General features: G+C 42.8%; 14 protein-coding genes. 2 read left to right on the plus strand and 12 right to left on the minus strand.

The features are described from left to right. Positions 1 to 44 precede the first annotated feature (44 nt). From PGZ10_RS01855 to ftsH, 12 genes are all read right to left on the minus strand, one after another. Complete coding sequence (locus PGZ10_RS01855) at positions 45 to 1,202, minus strand: amidohydrolase family protein (RefSeq protein ID WP_118198562.1); 1,158 nt, start codon at positions 1,200 to 1,202, stop codon at positions 45 to 47. After that, the gene (locus tag PGZ10_RS01860; protein ID WP_270203586.1) at positions 1,202 to 2,272 is read right to left on the minus strand and encodes an amidohydrolase family protein; all 1,071 of its coding nucleotides are present in this window, start codon (positions 2,270 to 2,272) and stop codon (positions 1,202 to 1,204) included. Before PGZ10_RS01860 ends, PGZ10_RS01855 begins: the two co-directional genes overlap by 1 nt. 101 nt (positions 2,273 to 2,373) lie before the next feature. Further along, a complete protein-coding gene (locus PGZ10_RS01865) occupies positions 2,374 to 4,062 on the minus strand; it encodes a peptide ABC transporter substrate-binding protein (RefSeq protein ID WP_270540578.1) in 1,689 nt (562 codons plus the stop codon). A gap of 27 nt (positions 4,063 to 4,089) precedes the next feature. Beyond that, positions 4,090 to 5,079: an ABC transporter ATP-binding protein gene (locus PGZ10_RS01870; protein ID WP_270246714.1), complete on the minus strand. Its 990-nt coding sequence runs from the start codon at positions 5,077 to 5,079 to the stop codon at positions 4,090 to 4,092. 2 nt (positions 5,080 to 5,081) lie between these two features. Continuing rightward, the gene (locus PGZ10_RS01875; protein ID WP_270203583.1) at positions 5,082 to 6,107 is read right to left on the minus strand and encodes an ABC transporter ATP-binding protein; all 1,026 of its coding nucleotides are present in this window, start codon (positions 6,105 to 6,107) and stop codon (positions 5,082 to 5,084) included. A gap of 16 nt (positions 6,108 to 6,123) precedes the next feature. Further along, a complete protein-coding gene (locus PGZ10_RS01880; RefSeq protein WP_270246713.1) occupies positions 6,124 to 7,068 on the minus strand; it encodes an ABC transporter permease in 945 nt (314 codons plus the stop codon). Positions 7,069 to 7,079: 11 nt separating this feature from the next. Next, positions 7,080 to 8,015, minus strand: coding sequence for an ABC transporter permease (locus tag PGZ10_RS01885; protein ID WP_270203581.1), 936 nt, complete (start codon positions 8,013 to 8,015; stop codon positions 7,080 to 7,082). A 4-nt stretch (positions 8,016 to 8,019) separates the two neighbouring features. Further along, the gene (locus PGZ10_RS01890) at positions 8,020 to 8,682 is read right to left on the minus strand and encodes a GntR family transcriptional regulator (protein ID WP_270540580.1); all 663 of its coding nucleotides are present in this window, start codon (positions 8,680 to 8,682) and stop codon (positions 8,020 to 8,022) included. Positions 8,683 to 8,877: 195 nt separating this feature from the next. Then, positions 8,878 to 9,816, minus strand: coding sequence for an ROK family glucokinase (locus PGZ10_RS01895; RefSeq protein WP_178413731.1), 939 nt, complete (start codon positions 9,814 to 9,816; stop codon positions 8,878 to 8,880). Positions 9,817 to 9,830: 14 nt separating this feature from the next. After that, positions 9,831 to 10,754, minus strand: a complete 924-nt coding sequence (hprK, locus tag PGZ10_RS01900) for an HPr(Ser) kinase/phosphatase (protein WP_008374454.1) — start codon at positions 10,752 to 10,754, stop codon at positions 9,831 to 9,833. A 14-nt stretch (positions 10,755 to 10,768) separates the two neighbouring features. Next, positions 10,769 to 12,664: an excinuclease ABC subunit UvrC gene (gene uvrC / locus PGZ10_RS01905; RefSeq protein WP_270540625.1), complete on the minus strand. Its 1,896-nt coding sequence runs from the start codon at positions 12,662 to 12,664 to the stop codon at positions 10,769 to 10,771. Positions 12,665 to 12,784: 120 nt separating this feature from the next. Next, entirely contained in the window at positions 12,785 to 14,932 is a 2,148-nt protein-coding gene (gene ftsH / locus PGZ10_RS01910) for an ATP-dependent zinc metalloprotease FtsH (protein WP_055156964.1), read from the minus strand. A gap of 159 nt (positions 14,933 to 15,091) precedes the next feature. On the opposite strand from ftsH, the gene PGZ10_RS01915 reads away from it, so the two are divergent. Both PGZ10_RS01915 and PGZ10_RS01920 read left to right on the plus strand, forming a co-directional pair. Next, a complete protein-coding gene (locus PGZ10_RS01915) occupies positions 15,092 to 16,570 on the plus strand; it encodes a DUF1846 domain-containing protein (RefSeq protein WP_008374444.1) in 1,479 nt (492 codons plus the stop codon). Between the two features lie 292 nt (positions 16,571 to 16,862). After that, entirely contained in the window at positions 16,863 to 18,473 is a 1,611-nt protein-coding gene (locus PGZ10_RS01920; protein WP_022220297.1) for a CTP synthase, read from the plus strand. The last annotated feature ends 504 nt before the right edge of the window (positions 18,474 to 18,977 follow it).

The raw sequence follows: 18,977 nt of genomic DNA on the forward strand, positions 1-18,977 counted from the left end.
TTTGAAATTCACTGATCTCTCTTTTTTATCTATCAATCTGGTTTCTATTTCTGATATACGATCTTACCTTCAATCATCGTATAGTATACCATTGCATCGGTATCAAGTCCGAGTTTTCCTTTCATTACAATAATATCTGCATCTTTTCCTTCTTCCAGGCTTCCCAGACGGTCTTCTACACCCAGCACCTTTGCAGCATTGATCGTAACCGTTCTTACTGCTCTCTCCTGTGCAAGTCCTTCACGCACTGCTTCTCCCACATGATGATACAGGGATTCTTCACTCAGAATCGGTGAATCAGTGATCATCGCCACATTCACCCCTCTGTCATCCAGCATTTTTACAGCTTCCACATCGATTTTTCTACGTTCTCCAGGACTACGGTAAGTTGCAATCGGTCCGTAGCATATATCGCATCCGCTTTCCACGATTTCATCCAGATAATCGGTTGCTCCCCATGCATGTTCTAATGAGAAGTGTACGTTGTATTTTTTCGCAATCTCGATTGCTGTGAGCATATCATACTGTGTACAGTGGATCTTACATGGAATTTCTCCTTTTAAAGCCAGGCAAAGAGCTTCCATATCCGGATCATACTCCACTTCTTTATTCTGTTCTTTGTCTTCCATGTATTTCTTTGCTTTTGCAAAGGTATCATCCAGAACCTTAGCGATTCCCATTCTCGTCATCGGAAGCCGTTTCATATCACCATATGTATTTTTCGGATTTCCTCCAAGTGCGATCTTCACCGCACATGGTGATTTGATTGTCATATCAAACACATTGTTTCCATAAGTTTTAAGTGCAAACGGAAGTCCGCAGAATACATTTCCGCTTCCAGGTGTCAGAAGCATGGTTGTTATTCCGTGCTCATAAGCTACTTTAAATTCTCTTGCTTTTGGATTTGTTCCAAAACGTGCATCAACAGAAAGAGTAACCGGATTTGTCATCTCATTGGCATCGTCTACACACGGATCCACATTGAAATCAAATAATCCGATGTGAGAATGTGCATCGATAAGTCCCGGAAGAACATAATATCCTTCTGCCTCAATGAGCTTATCTCCATCCTCTAAGCAGTCTTCACTGATATGTTCTGCTACTTCTTTGATCTTTGTTCCTTCGACGAGAATATCACCCTGAAAGATGCCCTTATCCTCTGTCATTGTATACAAAATACCATTTTTGATTAATGTCTGCATTACGATAATACCACCTTTCCATTTATCATACAAAACTGTACATGTGCCGCATAAGATTTTACAGGATGATCACTGTAAATTGTGATGTCCGCATCTTTTCCAACTTCGATACTTCCGATCCGATCTGCAACACCAAGCATCTCGGCTGGCTGGATCGTCATCATTTTTACTACATCCTCGGCATCGATTCCTGCACGATATACTTCGATCGCACTCCAGATGAATACTTCTCTACCTTCAGAAGCACCTTTGCATGTGTTTGTAAATGCGATGCGGTTTCCGTTTTCTACCAGTTCTTTTAATCTGGAAAGGTCGATTTCATGTTTTGAAATCTGTGACAGATTGCTGAAATTACCAAAGATAATTCCAACTTTCTTTTCTTTCAGTTCTTCGATCGCATCGCCGAATTCAAATCCATCTACAATTGTAAGCTGGATATCTTCATCTTTCAGAAGCTCCATAAGACACTGAATCTCACCTGCAGTTTCTGCAGCGATGACAAATGGCATCTGATATTTCTTCAAAAGGTCATCTTTTCTGATTGCTTCTTTGAGCAAATGGAAAATTCCCATTCTTGTTTTCGGCATCTGGTTACTTGCACCATACACATCCTTAACGGTTGAGCATACACTTCCTTTCATTGCTGCATGCTCTTTTACAATACGGTTCGCCATATGATCCGGAGCTGTCTTACATACTGTGATCTGTCCTCCGATCACATTGCAGTGATCCGGTGAAAATCCAACAGATGTAATTCCTGATTTATAGAATTCCTGTGCATTCACTTCATCTGGATCGATGGCATACTTCACGCTCAGATCCGGATTAATTACATTTGTAGTTTCTGCATTATCTCTGTAACGAGTCGGAATCCCCATAGCTCCGATAGAAGAATGTGGATCGATGAAACCAGGGAAAACCTGTTTTCCTGTTGCATCGATAATTTCTGCATCTGCTTCGCAGATATTCTTTTCGATTTTCTTAATCTTTTCCCCCTCGATTAAGATATCATAGTTTTCAAGCACTTCACCCGTTCCGGTATGAATGGTTCCATTTTTAATTACATACATAATCATTTCTCCATTTACTTTTATTTTTTAAACCTAAAGTGCCATAGAGGTTTTATAACCTCTATGACATTTCAATTTAGTTTACTCTGTAAGTCAATATACTATTTTTCAATATAAACCTGAGAGAAATCAACCTGACCAACTGTAGAAACGAAGTAGTTCTTCACATATTTCTTAACAAATGTAGGTGCCTCTTCAACATAAGTAGGTTCGATCAGTCCTGACTTAACAACCAGTTCTTCTGCCTGCAGATAAAGCTCTGCCTTCTTCTGGTCATCAACTTCAAATTTTGCTTCATTTAAAAGTTCCTGGTATTTCTTAGGATCTTCTCCTGACCATCCTGTCTTTTCTGCGTTGAAGTATCCATTATCAGGATCGAACAACTGAAGAAGAGCACTTGGTTCATTGTAGTATGGTCCCCAGCCGCCTGTTGCGATATCGTAATCACCGGCGTCAATCTTATCCCACATGATGTTCCATTCCATCATATCGATTTCGACATTGATTCCAAGAACGCTTTCCCACTGCTGCTTCATCCATTCAGCAATCTTTTTAGATACTTCAGATGTACCACGGCTTGCATAACGGATTGTTACCTTTGACGGGTCTGGATCTTTACCAAGTTCTTTTAAGCCTTCAATAAGTAAAGCTTTCGGATCTTTGATTTCTTCCTGAAGTTCCTGAACGAAATGATTCTTTCCGCCAACTAATTCTGTGTAAGTTTTTTCTCCAACCTGGACAGTATCTGGCATCATAGAATAAATCGGAACGCCTTTTCCATTACGAAGAGTATCGATCATTTCCTGACGGTCATAAGCTACAGTTAAAGCCTGTCTGATCTTTTCATTACACAGATATTCGTTTGCTGCATTCAGCATGAAGAATTCCGGTGAACTATCCGGAACCTGATATGATTCAGATTCTCCCTGTTCTTCGATAGTCTTTCCCCAGTTTGCATCCGTTGTACCGATCACATCCAACTCACCGTTGATGTAAGACTGAACTGCAGTACCTGATTCCTGAATGACCTTGCAATTGATCTTGTCAAGCTTCACATCGTCAGCTCCCCAGTATTGGTCATTTCTTACCACTACCATTTCTGTATTCTGGCTCCAGCTTTCAATCTTGAATGGTCCGTTAAATACAGTCTTTGTTTCAGATGTTGCATAATCACTTCCAAGCTCTTCATACATTGCTTTGTTTACCGGATAAGCTGATGAAGAAACCAGTTCCAGGAAGTAAGATGCCGGGTGGATAATTTTGATTTCCAATGTATCTTCATCAATGGCGTGCACACCGATATCTTCCGGTTTCTTTCCCTGATCATAAAGAGCTTCTGAGAAGTTCTCGATAACTCCGTCAAACAGCCATGCGTTTGTTGCTGCAACGGAAGGAGTTGCCATCTTCTGGAAAGTAAATTCAAAGTCATTTGCTGTTACTTTCGTTCCATCACTCCACTTTGCATCTTTGTTCATGTGGAAGGTATAAGTAAGTCCGTCTTCACTTATATCCCAGCTTTTTGCTGCAGCAGGAATGATCTCATAAGTATTTCCATCCCGAGTTACTCTTTTAACGAGTGGGTCTAACACCATATTAAATGCTGCGTTATCAGGACCTGTTGTGTTGATCAGCGGGTTCAGTCCGACAACCACACTGTTGTTGGAGATGTTCAGAACCTGTTCTGTTTTTCCGTCAGAACTTGCTTTTTTGTCATCTCCGCCACATCCGGCCAGACAGCTGACAGCCATTGCTACTGCAAGCCCCATTGCTAATGTTTTTCTTTTTTTCATAGTCTTCCTCCTTTATATCCAGCAAGATTACGCTTGCGGGTGATCTTCCATCAACTCTTTTGCTCTGTGACAAGCTACGAAGTGTTCCGGTGCGAGTTCCTCAAGCTTCGGTGTTTCCTGATGACATTTTTCTGTTGCATATCTGCATCTTGTCACAAATCTACATCCAGGTTTTGGATTAACCGGGCTTGGAATCTCTCCTTCCAGTCGAATTCTCGTCTTCTGTTCTTCTGTATCCGGATCCGGAATCGGAATCGCTGCCATCAACGCCTTTGTATATGGATGAAATGGTTTCTGATATAACTCATCACTCTCTGCAAATTCAACCATATTTCCCAGATACATTACACCGACACGGTCTGAAATATGTTTTACCATAGACAGATCATGTGCGATAAAGAGATAGGTCAGATTTTTCTTCTGCTGAAGTTCGATCAGCAGGTTAACAACCTGTGCCTGAATGGAAACGTCAAGTGCAGAGATTGGCTCATCACAGACAATAAATTCCGGTTCGATTGCAAGTGCTCTTGCAATTCCGATACGCTGTCTTTGTCCACCCGAAAACTCATGAGGGAAACGAAGTGCATGCTCTCTGTTAAGTCCGACCAGTTCCAGTAATTCATAAATCTTTTCTTGACGTTCTTTACCAGTGTAAAGCTTATGGATATCAATTCCTTCCCCAATGATGTCACCGACTGTCATTCTTGGATTCAGTGAAGAATACGGATCCTGGAAAATAATTTGAGCTCTTTTTGTAAACTCTTTCTTTTCTTTTTTATTCAGTTTATTAATATCGACTCCGTCAAAAAGAACCTCACCGTCTGTTGCCTTATAAAGCCCCATAACTGTCTTTCCACAGGTTGTTTTTCCACAGCCGGATTCACCTACAATTCCAAGAGTCTCACCTTTATAGATCTTAAAGTTTACTCCATCCACTGCCTTCAGTGTCTGGTTTCTTCCAACCTGAAAATACTTCTTCAAATCTTTTACTTCGATCAATACTTCTTTCTTATCCATGGTTACTGTCTCCTCCTTATCATATTCTCAGGAAGATTGCTCACATCCGCTCTTGGATCGTGAAGCCAGCAGTTACATTCCTGTGTATCACTGAATTTTGTAAGCTCCGGATATTTCTTTCTGCAGATCTTCATTCCATACTCGCAACGTGGAGCAAAAGAACATCCAACCGGTGGATTAATAAGATCCGGCGGCGTTCCTTTTAAGGAATACAATGTTTCTTTATTTGTAGAATGGATCTTCGGAACGGAATCCAGAAGAGCTCTCGTGTAAGGATGTGTAGACTGATAGAAAATTTCTCGTACATCACCACGTTCTACAATTTTTCCTGCATACATAACCTGAATCTTATCTGCAACGCTCGCTACAACACCTAAGTCATGTGTTACAAGGATCATCGCCATATCCAGTTCTTTTTGCAATTCTCCGATCAGCTCCATGATCTGTGCCTGGATCGTTACGTCCAGAGCAGTGGTCGGCTCGTCTGCGATCAGGATTTCCGGTTTACATGCAAGCGCAATTGCGATCATCGCTCTCTGTCTCATACCGCCGGAAAACTCAAATGGATACTGTTTCATTCGTTTTTCTGCATTTGGTATTTTAACCAGCTGCAGCATTTCTAAAGCTTCTTTATGTGCTTCTTCTTTAGAAATCTGTCTATGGATCAGAATACTTTCCGCAATCTGATCTCCGATCTTCATGGTCGGATTCAGTGAAGTCATTGGATCCTGGAAAATCATTGAAATTTTGCTTCCTCGAATAGAAACCATTTCATTTTCTGACTTTTTCAGAAGATCTTCCCCATGAAACAATACTTCAGAATTTTCATTTAATAATGTGTTTGATTCTGGAAGCAATCGCATGATTGCTTTTGAAGATACCGTCTTACCACAACCAGACTCTCCTACTATCGCAAGAGTTTCTCCCTTATGCAGATCAAAATCTATTCCTCTTACTGCGTGTGAGATTCCGGCGTAGGTCTTAAAAGATACCTCCAGATTTTTCACTTCCAGTATTTTTTCTTTCATCTTGTAGTTCCCCCTTTTATTTTCTCAGCTTCGGATCCAATGCATCTGAAAGTCCATCACCGATCAGATGGAAAGTCAGCATTGTAAGTACGATCATCAGACATGGGAAGAACAATTCATGCGGGTAAAACATAAGTTGCTGCTGTCCTGCTGATGCAAGTGCTCCCCAGCTGGTTTCCGGTGGTCTTACTCCAAGTCCGATATAACTTAAGAAAGCCTCACTGAAAATAAATCCCGGAACTGACATCGTAATATCAACCATAATAATTCCAAGTGTATTCGGAAGAAGATGTTTGATAATAATACGTCCCGTTGACGCGCCAAGTGCTGTTGCTGCCTGCACATAATCCTGTTCCTTGATCTGAAGGATCTGTCCTCGTACCATACGCGCGGTTCCTACCCACGCGGTAAGACTCATCGCAAAGACGAGGGAGAACATACTTCTTCCAAGTACCATGGATAAAATTACTACAATGATCAGATACGGCAGGTTTCCGATAAATTCACAGATACGCATGATAATATCATCTACAAGTCCGCCTTTTAATCCTGCCAGTGCACCAAGAAGTGCTCCGATCACAAACATTACCAATGTACAACATAAACCGATATAGATTGAAATACGTCCACCGACACAGACACGGGTAAAGAGATCTCTTCCCATATCATCAGTACCGAACCAGTGTGCACTGCTTGGTCCCTGGTTCTTAATTGACGCATCAATCAGCTGATAATTCTGTCCTGTAATCACTGGTCCGATAAACAGGATCACTACGATCACAGCTAATAATATAAGACCAAATATCGCAAGTTTATTTTCCCTGAATCTTCTCCAGACATCCGCCCAATAGGTCAGGGATTTCTCTCCGATATCTTCACCAGATAATCCTTCCGTCCCGATACGTTTAAAATCATCTGATTCATTCCATTCTTCTGTCATTACTACCTCTTTTGTACTCATCAGAAGCCCTCCTATTTCTTACCTTTTGCAACTCGGATTCTCGGATCGACGATTCCGTACAGAATGTCTACGACAATCAGCGAGCCAACGAACAAAATAGCAAAGAAAATTGTAAGACCGATTACCATCGTATAATCATTATCCGAAACTGCTTTTACATAATAGAATCCAAGTCCCGGAATCGCAAACATACGTTCAAGGATGAATGATCCTGCAAAAATTCCTGCCAGAGAAGGTCCGATCATTGTAATGATCGGAAGCATTGCATTTCTCAAAATATGTTTCCGTACCACTCTTTTTTTCGTACATCCCTTTGCTTTCGCTGTGATAATATAATCTTCCCCAATTACAGACAGTGTACTGCTCCTCATATATTTTGTATAAGATGCAATTCCTCCGATTGCATAGGCGGCAACAGGAAGAATATAGTGTTTTAATTCTCCCCAGCCAAATACCGGCACCAGTTTCCATTTGAATGCAAGAAAATACTGCAATACCGATGCAAATACAAAACTAGGAACACAAATTGCCAATACAACGAGTACCCTTATGACATGATCCACCGGTTTTCCCCGGTTCAGTGCTGCAACCATTCCAAGACTGATACCAATCGTCACCTGGAACAGCAATCCCAATAACCCAATCTTCGCTGATACCAACGTATTATTTTTTATAATATCATTTGCTGACTGTCCGGTATAAATAATTGATTCCCCAAAATCTCCTGTCGTCAGAAGATTCTTCATATACGTTGTATACCGCTTTACTACCGGCTGGTCCAGTCCGTATTTCTCACGGATGATTTCCTGTGCCTGTTCCGGCATCTGTCCGACTTTTGCAGCGATCGGATCTCCCGGAGCACCTGCCACCAGAAAAAATGTTGCTGTGGCAATCAAGAACAATGTCAACACAGCATATGTCAGCCTTTTCCCAATAAATTTAACCATACCTTCAGTTCCTTTCTCCGTTTTTCTTTTGATTTTCATACAGAACATGCGGGACAACCATGTAGTGGATTTCTATCTCTTTACAGATATCTTCGACTGTCCCATTATGAAACAAATCCAAAATTCTCTGATGATTGATGTGAACCACATCAAATGGTACCAGAGTTTTTGTATCCATCGTATAATATGCCGCCGTATTCCCTCCTTCCAGTATTTTCCAGATTCTATGAAGTTTTTCACTGTGTGCGGTCTTCACAATACATTCATGGAACTGTTCATCGAATTTTATAACATCATACAGATTTTTCTGATCGGCCGCTTTCTCCATGGAAAAGACAATCTTCTGCATCTCTTCATCCTGTTCTTTGCTGATCTCTCCCCCACACATCTGCACTGCCAGTTTCTCAAGCGTAGACTGAATCAGGTATGTTTCCTGCATCTCTTCATAAGTCATCGTCTTTACTACGCAGCCTTTCTGTGCTTCATATACAACCAGCCCTTCTTCTTCGATCTGCCTGAGAGCTTCTCTTAATGGGCCTCTGCTGACTTTCAGCTCTTCTGCTACTTTTGCCTCTATAATTCGTTCTCCCGGTTTGATCTCTCCTGATAAAATCTTATGTCTTAAAATTTCAACTACTTGCTCTCTTAATGTTTTACGTATTATCATTTTGTCTTCCTTTTCACAATTATTTAGAGTTCATAGGCTTATTTAATAATGTTACTACGATAAGTCTACAACATTTTGTGCAGAATGTCAAATGTAAACATTTGTCATTCTGCATTTTCTTCTGCAAAAAACAAAAATCTTGCAAGAATGTTAAATATTTCTCACAAGATTTTTGTTTTTTATAATATCTTTCACTTATTCCAATACCAGTTTTGCTGCTCCGCAGATTCCTGCATCATTTGCAAGCTCTGCAAGTGCAAATTCTGTATCTTTATCTGCAAAGAATGCCATTTCTTTAAATGGTCCTTTAATGTAATCGAGCAGAACCTCTCCGGCTTTTGATACCCCTCCGCCGATTACGATAACCGCCGGATCACATGCAGCTGCAAGGTTCGCCAGCGCATGTCCCAGATAATTTCCAAATTCAGTTGCGATTTCGATCGCGACTTCGTCTCCGGCTTTCACTGCATCAAACACTTCTTTCGCAGACATCTCTGCCACATTTCTGAGGGTACTTGGTTTCTCATCTTTTGCAAGACGCATATTGGCAAGTCTTGTGATTCCTGTTGCAGAAGCATACTGTTCCAGACAGCCTTTCTTTCCACATCCACAGGTTTCTGTCTCCTGGTAGTTTACACACAGATGACCGATCTCTCCGCCAGCTCCGTGTGCCCCTACAAGGCACTTTCCATCCACGATGATTCCACCGCCAACACCGGTTCCAAGAGTAACCATAATGACATTCTTGTGACCTTTTCCACCACCTTTCCACATCTCACCAAGCGCAGCTACATTTGCATCATTCCCTGGAATCACTTTCATTCCGTCAAGAAGCTCTTCCAGTTCACGTGTCACTTCTTTATATCCCCATCCGAGATTTGCTGTATTCTGAACAATTCCATCCTCGGTTACCGGTGCCGGAAGCCCCATTCCAAGTCCGATGATCTGTTCCTTCACCAGTTTCTTTTCTGCCATCTTTGCTTTCACTGCCTGCGCAATATCCGGGAGGATTGCTTCTCCCTGGTTCTCAGTACGTGTCTTGATCTCCCATTTATCAAGAAGCTCTCCGTCTTCCTGAAAAAGTCCCATCTTTACTGTCGTTCCGCCTATATCAATACCAAAACAATATTTCATCTGTCTCCTGCTCCTTACATATTCTTTTTTAGATTTTCCTGTACCCGGCGGTACAGCTCCTGAGCTGCGTTATAGCCCATTTGTTTCTGTCTGTGGTTGACTGCCGCTGATTCTACGATAATGGCAACATTACGTCCAGGGCGGATTGGAATACTGTGGCATACAACCTTATTACCAAGAAATTCTGTATACTCCTCAGTAAGTCCAAGCCTGTCGTATTCGCGATCCTTGTTCCAGTCCTCAAGCGTAATGACGAGATCAATATTTTGTGTCTCTCTTACACTCTGCACACCAAACAGCGTCTTTACGTCAATGATGCCAATTCCGCGAAGTTCAATAAAATGGCGGGTAATATCCGGTGCTGTACCAACAAGAGTATCATCACTGACCTTCCGGATCTCCACCACGTCATCTGTTACCAGACGATGGCCTCGCTTGATCAGCTCCAGTGCCGCCTCACTTTTACCGATACCGCTGTCTCCCATGATCAGAACACCGACTCCATAACAATCCACCAGTACCCCGTGAATTGAAATACACGGTGCCAGTTCCACTTTCATCCAGCGGATCAGTTCTGCAGAAAAGGAAGAAGTCTGTTTATCCGTAATAAATACCGGAATATTGTTCTTCACTGCTTTCTCCAGAAATTCCGGATCCGGCTGCAGATTTCTGCAGAAAATAAAGCATGGAATCCCATACTCAAGCAGTGTATCATATATTTTCATCTTATGCTCATATTCCAATGTCTGCAGATAAGTGTACTCTACATATCCGATAAGCTGAATCCGTTCGCAATCAAAATGATCAAAAAATCCGGCGAGCTGAAGTGCCGGACGGTTAATATCCGGAATTTTTACTTCCCGCTGTGTCATATCGACATCCGGAGTAAGATTTCTAAGTTCCATCTTCTCTACGATTTTTGTTAATGTTACTCCCATAGTCCTGTCTCCTTTTATTGTTCTTCCATCCGAGTAGCTTCTGTATCTTCCATTTCGCTTCCTCTGAAAAAATTATACACGCTTTTGGCTGATTTTTCATCCATTGATGGAATTTTTTTCAAATCTTCCACCTCTGCATTCTTAATCTCATCCAGGCTGGCAAATGTCCGCATCAGTGCTTTCCTTCTCGCAGGTCCGATTCTCGGAATATCATCCAGGATCGAATGCACTTGTCCCTGACTACGCAGTTTCCGGTGAAATTCTATAGCAAATCTGTGCGCCTCATCCTGCACTCTTGTGATCAGTCGAAACCCTTCGGAATTGCGGTCGATCGGAATCTCGATATTCTGATAGTAGAGTCCTCTCGTCCGATGGTGGTCATCTTTGACCATACCACATACCGGAATGGATATATGAAGTTCATCCAGTACTTCCAGTGCTATATTAACCTGTCCTTTTCCACCATCCATCATGATCAGATCCGGAAAAACATTAAAACTTCCCAGCTCTTTCCCGCTTTTCTGTTCCTCCAGACCATGCCGGAATCTTCTGGTGAGAACCTCACGCATACTTGCATAATCATCCGCCCCCTGCACACCCTTAATGTGGAACTTACGATAATCGTTTCGTTTCGGTTTGCCTCTCTCATAAACGATCATCGACCCTACCGAGGCAAATCCATTGGTATTGGAAATATCATACGCCTCCATACGCACCAGGTTATTAAGATCAAGCAACTTTTCTATTTCTTTTACTGCACCGATCGTTCTTCCTTCTTCACGCTTGATACGCTCCTTATCTTTTTCCAGTACCATCTTTGCATTTTTCGCCGCAAGCTCAACAAGCTTTTCTTTTTCCCCTTTTTTCGGGATACGGAAATGAACCTTATGCCCACGTTTTTCTCCAAGCCATGCTTCCAGGATCTCCCGCTCTTCCGGTTCTACCGGAAGCATCAGTTCGCCCGGAATATATGGCGTTCCGGCATAAAACTGCTTAATAAAGCTGGAGAGGATCTCTGCATTTTCATCTCCCTGGGCAATCCGCAGATAAAAATGATCTCTGCCGATCAGACGACCATTGCGGATAAAGAATACCTGTACCACCGCATCCTCATGCTCTCTTGCAAGAGCCACAATATCCCGGTCCTCGCCCCCTGTATCGGTAATCTTCTGCTTCTGTGCAATTTGCTTCACGCTGTGCAGAAGCTCCCGGTATTCAATTGCTTTCTCAAATTCCAGATCATCCGATGCCTCCTGCATCTTTTTCTCCAGATCCTTTAAGATTTTATCATAATTTCCTCCCAGGAATTTGAGTACTTCATCAACCGACTCTCTGTATTTTTCCTGCGAAATATACCCCTGACACGGTGCATCGCACTGCTTGATATGATGATAGAGACAGCATCTTTCTTTTCCGATATCGCGCGGAAGGATGCGGTTACAGCTACGCAGACGGTAAAGCTTCCGGATCAGTTCGATCGTATCTTTTACCGCCGTCACACTGGTATAAGGGCCGAAATACTTTGACTTGTCCTTCTTCATCTGCCTTGCCATCATAATCCTTGGATATGCTTCGCCGGTTGTCACTTTGATAAATGGATAACTCTTATCATCCATCAGCATCGTATTGTACTTTGGTCGGTGTTCCTTGATCAGATTGCATTCCAGAACCAGTGCTTCCAGTTCCGAATCCGTCACGATATACTCAAACCGGGTGATATGCGTCACCATCTGGTCAATCTTGGCTCCCCTGTTCCTGCTCGGCTGAAAATACTGTCTGACACGGTTCTTCAGGCTGATCGCCTTTCCAACATAAATGATCTCGTCCTTTTCCCCATGCATCAGATAGACTCCCGGTTTCCCAGGAAGTTTTTTAAGTTCGTCTTCAATAATAAATGTCTGATTTTCCATAGTCACATTATACCTTGCTTCCTGCAGACAATACAAGTCATTCTTTCAAAAGAATCTACAGAAAAAAAGAGGCTCCAGAACCTATTGTTCTGAAACCTCTGCATCTTCTGTTATTTTAGACTAGTCACGCTTCTGCGGAAGGATGAATCCGTCTTCGTCTCTTTCTACTTTCTTCTGCGTTTCTTTCTCTTCCTGCTGTGCAGCTTCGGTATCTGCCTCTTTCTTCGGCATCTCGATCGTCTGCTCTTTTACAGGATTCTCTTCTTTCTTTTCTTCCGGTTCCGGAATTCCTTCACATCTGCGGTAAATCTTCATGAATTCTTTTCCGGTGATCGTCTCTTTCTCAATCAGGAATCCGGCGATCTGATCCATCGTTTCACGATGCTCGGAAAGCATTCTCTTCGCTTCTGCATATGCTCCCTTCAGCATCTTCATAACTTCCTGATCGATTTCTGCCGCGGTTGCCTCTCCGCAGTTCATAACAGCTCTTCCGTCCAGATAACGGTTTTGGATAGATTCCAGTCCGATAAGTCCGAATTTTTCAGACATACCATACTGTGTTACCATCGCTCTTGCGATCTTGGTTGCCTGCTCAATATCGTTCGATGCTCCGGTTGTAACTGTGTCAAACACCAGTTCCTCTGCTGCACGTCCTGCAAGGGCTGTCACCAGCATTGCTTCCAGCTCAGCCTTGGTATTCAGGAACTTCTCTTCCTCCGGTGTCTGCATCACATAACCGAGTGCACCCATGGTTCTCGGAACGATTGTAATCTTCTGTACCGGTTCTGCGTCCTTCTGAAGGGCAGTTACCAGTGCATGACCGACTTCATGGTATGATACGATACGGCGTTCTTTCTGGCTCATGATACGGTCTTTCTTCTCTTTACCCACAAGAACGACCTCAACAGCCTCAAAAAGGTCTGCCTGGGATACAACATTTCTTCCTTTTTTTACCGCATTGATCGCAGCCTCGTTGATCATATTGGCAAGATCAGAACCGACTGCCCCGGAAGTTGCAAGTGCAATCTCTTCCAGATTGACTGTCTCATCCATCTTAACATCTTTGGCATGTACTTTCAGGACATCAATACGTCCCTTGAGATCTGGCTTATCTACGATGATACGTCTGTCAAATCTTCCCGGACGGAGAAGCGCCGGATCCAGGATCTCCGGACGGTTCGTTGCCGCAAGAAGCAGAAGACCTTTATTACTGTCAAATCCATCCATCTCTGCAAGGAGCTGATTCAGTGTCTGTTCTCTTTCATCATTACCACCAAGCTGTGAATCTCTGCTTTTTCCGATCGCATCGATCTCATCGATAAAAATAATACACGGCGCCATCTGCTGTGCCTGCTTAAAGAGGTCACGTACTCTTGACGCTCCGACACCGACATACATCTCAACAAATGCAGAACCCGAAAGAGAGAAGAACGGTACTTTTGCTTCTCCGGCAACTGCTTTTGCAAGAAGTGTCTTACCGGTTCCGGGAGGACCTACAAGAAGTGCTCCTTTCGGAAGCTTCGCTCCGATTCCGGTGTATTTGCCAGGGTTATGCAGGAAATCGACTACTTCCTGCAAGGATTCTTTTGCTTCATCCTGACCGGCTACATCCTTAAATGTGACTCCGGTAGATTTTTCCACATACATCTTGGCATTGCTCTTTCCAACGCCCATCATGCCGCCACCCTTTGTCATACGGCGCATCAGCATCACGCCCAGACCGATCATGATCACAAGCGGAACAATGTTAACCAGAAGATTCATCACCATATAAGATGTAGAATCCGGTATCTTCTGTTCATACTCAACACCTGCTTTATACAGTCTGTCCGAAAGGGTATCATCCTTCACAATACCGGTATAATACTGCTTCCTTGTCACATTACTGAACAGACCTGTACTGTCATCGCTGCTGTCCTTACTGCTGCTGTCGTTGTTATCTGCTACAGAACCTTCGACCACATCGCTCTCCGAAGCGCCTTTTTTCTTGCTGTTCTTCATCTCAGCTTCTGTCTTCGCTGTGATCACAATCTTGTCATCCTCGATCACAACTTTCTTAACTTCCCCGGAATCTACCATGTTCAGGAACTGATCATAGGTAATCTCCCGGGCATCTGTGTCTTCCCGGAACTGATACAACGCAAATACGATAAACGAGATCAGCATAACGGTAAATAATATAATATTCCATCTTTGGCGGTTATTTTTATTATTCGGGTTATTATTTCCCGGAAGGTTTTGCTTATTTCTATTATTCTGGTTATCCATACCTACCTCCTAAGTGTCGTCCTCTCTATTATAAGTAGGCGTTTTTTAGAAATCAATGAAAAATTTATGAAAAGATTGTAAAAAAGTCATATTTTATAGTATACTAGGTTTGAATTGCTTCTATGAAAGTAAAATTATGGACAAAAAGGATGGAACTTTATGAAAATTGGGTTTGATAATGAAAAATACCTGCAAATGCAGTCTTCTCACATTCGTGAGCGAATCAATCAGTTTGACAACAAACTGTATCTTGAATTCGGTGGAAAGCTTTTCGATGACTATCATGCTTCCCGCGTGCTTCCGGGATTTCAGCCGGACAGCAAATTACATTTACTAAAAGAATTATCGGATACCGCAGAGATTGTGATCGTTATCAGTGCAGCCGATATTGAAGCCAACAAAATCCGCGGTGACCTCGGGATCACTTATGACACTGACGTTCTCCGCCTGAAAGACGAATTTGAAGCCAATGGTCTCTTTGTCGGAAGTGTTGTTATCACACAGTACTCCGGACAGAACAGTGCCGATCTTTTCAAAGGACGTCTGGAAAAGCTTGGCATTAAAGTTTATATCCATTATGTAATAGAAGGTTATCCTTCCAACATCCCGCTGATCGTAAGTGACGAAGGATACGGAAGGAACGAATATATTGAGACAAGCAGACCTCTGGTTGTCATCACCGCACCTGGACCTGGAAGTGGAAAGATGGCTACCTGCCTTTCCCAGCTCTATCATGAGCACAAGCGCGGAGTCCGCGCAGGATATGCCAAATTCGAAACCTTCCCGATCTGGAATATCCCGTTAAAGCATCCGGTCAACTTAGCATATGAAGCAGCTACTGCTGACCTTAACGATGTAAATATGATCGACCCGTTCCATCTGGAAGCTTACGGTGTTACTACCGTCAACTACAACCGTGACGTAGAGATCTTCCCTGTACTGAGTGCAATTTTTGAGCGCATTTACGGAGAAAATCCATACAAATCACCAACAGACATGGGGGTTAACATGGCTGGTAACTGCATCTGTGACGATGAAGTCTGCAAAGAAGCTTCCCGTCAGGAGATCATTCGCCGCTACTACCGCACCATGGACCGTTTCCTTTCCGGTGAATGCCCGAAGGAAGAGACTTATAAGGTCGAGCTTCTGATGAATCAGGCAGGAGTTACCGTACATGACCGTAAGGTTGTTGATGCCGCTCTTGCACGCGCTGAAGAAACCGGTGCACCGGCTGCCGCTCTGGAGCTTCCGGACGGACGCATCGTAACAGGAAAAACCTCTGATCTGCTTGGCGCATCTGCTGCCCTGATCCTGAACGCCTTAAAAGAGCTCGCCGGAATCGATCATGATATGCACCTGATCTCACCGACTGCCCTGGAACCGATCCAGAAAGTTAAAACCGAATTCCTTGGAAGCAAGAACCCAAGACTTCACATCGATGAAGCTCTGATTGCACTTTCTATCAGTGCCTCTTCCAATCCGGTTGCTGAACAGGCACTCAGACAAGTCCCGAATTTAAAAGGCTGCCAGGCTCATGTATCCGTTATGCTTGCAAATGTAGATATTCGTCTGTTCCAGAAGTTATCCATCCAGGTTACATCTGAACCGAGATACGAGAAAAAACCAATCTATCAGTAGACAAATATTATATTTTTGATTTTTATACACCCATTTCAAAAAAAATTGTTGTATTTTTTTCTGGAATGGGTGTATACTTTTAAAGTATTTTATAGGGGAATTGATTTCAAGGGGAAATCAAAGTAGCGAGGGAGCCACATAAATTTGTTTTTATGGGGTTTTTTTCTATTTTTATCCGTCAGAAGGTTATATCGGACTTTCTTGGTGAATAAAAATCGCATTCTATCTTATTTTTTACAGAACACAATGAGTAGTAGACAAAAAAAATTACCATAAGGAGGGAACTGGAACTATGGCAGTTAAGTATGTATTTGTTACCGGAGGCGTTGTCTCAGGTCTTGGAAAAGGAATCACAGCAGCTTCTCTTGGGCGTCTGCTCAAGGCACGCGGGTACACAGTTACAATGCAGAAATTTGATCCGTACATCAACATTGACCCGGGTACAATGAATCCGGTACAACACGGTGAAGTTTTTGTAACAGACGATGGAGCTGAGACAGACCTTGACCTTGGACATTATGAAAGATTTATCGATGAAAGTCTTACCAAGAACTCGAACGTAACGACAGGAAAGATTTACTGGTCCGTTCTTCAGAAAGAACGTCGTGGAGATTTTGGTGGAGGAACCGTACAGGTCATCCCGCATATCACGAATGAGATCAAGAGCCGTTTCTATCGTAACCCTGCAGCTACAGATACCGAGATTGCGATCATCGAAGTCGGTGGAACCGTCGGAGACATCGAAAGCCAGCCTTTCCTGGAATCTATCCGCCAATTCCAACATGATATGGGACATGACAATGTTGCGCTGATCCACGTCACACTGATCCCATATCTGCACGCTTCCCAGGAGATGAAGACCAAACCGACTCAGGCAAGCGTAAAAGAATTACAGGGAATGGGAATCCAGCCGGATATTCTGGTCTGCCGTTCTGAGCATCCACTGGATCAGGGAATCAAAGACAAGATCGCCCTCTTCTGTAACGTGCCATCTGATCACGTTCTTCAGAACCTGGATGTGGAATACCTTTACGAAGCACCACTCGCCATGGAAGAAGAACATCTCGCTTCCGTTGTATGCGAATGCCTGAAGCTTGACTGTCCGGAACCGGATCTGAAAGACTGGAAAGAGATGGTCGAATGCCTGAAGCATCCGACACAGGATGTAACAGTCGCCCTGGTCGGCAAATATATCCAGCTCCATGACGCATATATCAGTGTTGTTGAAGCATTAAAACATGGCGGCATCTACAGCCACACAACCGTAAATATCAAATGGATTGACTCTGAAACTGTCACACCGGAAAATGTCGATGAACTTCTCGGTGATGTAAGTGGTATCCTCGTACCTGGTGGATTCGGTGACCGTGGTATCGAAGGTAAGATCGAAGCCATCAAATATGCAAGAACACATAAGGTTCCGTTCCTCGGACTCTGCCTTGGAATGCAGCTTGCCATCGTAGAATTTGCAAGAGACGTTGTCGGATATCATGATGCACACAGCGTAGAACTGAATCCAAACACTACACATCCGGTCATCCACATCATGCCTGACCAGATCGGTATTGAAGATATCGGTGGAACCCTTCGTCTTGGTTCTTATCCTTGTGTTCTTAACAAAGAATCAAAAGCTTATAAATTATATGGAAAAGAAGAAATCCACGAACGTCATCGTCATCGTTATGAAGTCAACAATGACTACCGTGATGCTCTTACCCAGAACGGTATGCTCTTATCCGGACTTTCTCCGGACGGCAGAATCGTAGAGATGGTGGAAATTCCGGAACATCCTTGGTTCATCGGAACACAGGCACATCCGGAACTCAAATCCCGTCCGAACAAACCACATCCGCTGTTTAAGGGATTTGTGGAAGCTTCTCTGGAATATAGTAAAGAGAAGTAATAAAGTGAAATTATATCATTTCTAAGTAAAAGAAACTCCAGAATCAGCAGTATAAAATTGATTCTGGAGTTTTTCTTTATTCATTCTTTTTTAACCATTTTAGAATTCCGTATATACATATGATTGATAAGATCGGTCCAAACCATTTCAATATGAAAAGAAATGTGTTTTTAATGGAAAATATCCATTCACTATTTGCTACCAAAATACCATTTCCTGTTATAATTTGAAACTGGATCCAGGTATCTAATGCGGTATAGCCATAATATACAATTAACATAATGCCTAACGGAATCGAAATCAATAATATAATATTTCTTCTTTTCATACCATGATTACCTCCCTCCACCATCCATTTGTATTACTTTAATTATATATTATTTTCAGTTTTTTTCAAGTATTTTTTTATATTTACAGTCTTTTTATGTTTCTGCACAATAAGAAAGAATGCGCCGAGGCACGTTCTCGCGCCGAGCGCGTTGCTGAGCGCCAGTGGCGCTCGTC

The organism is Coprococcus sp. AF102-57 (assembly GCF_027686195.1).
Taxonomy (GTDB): Bacteria; Bacillota; Clostridia; order Lachnospirales; family Lachnospiraceae; genus Allocoprococcus; species Allocoprococcus comes.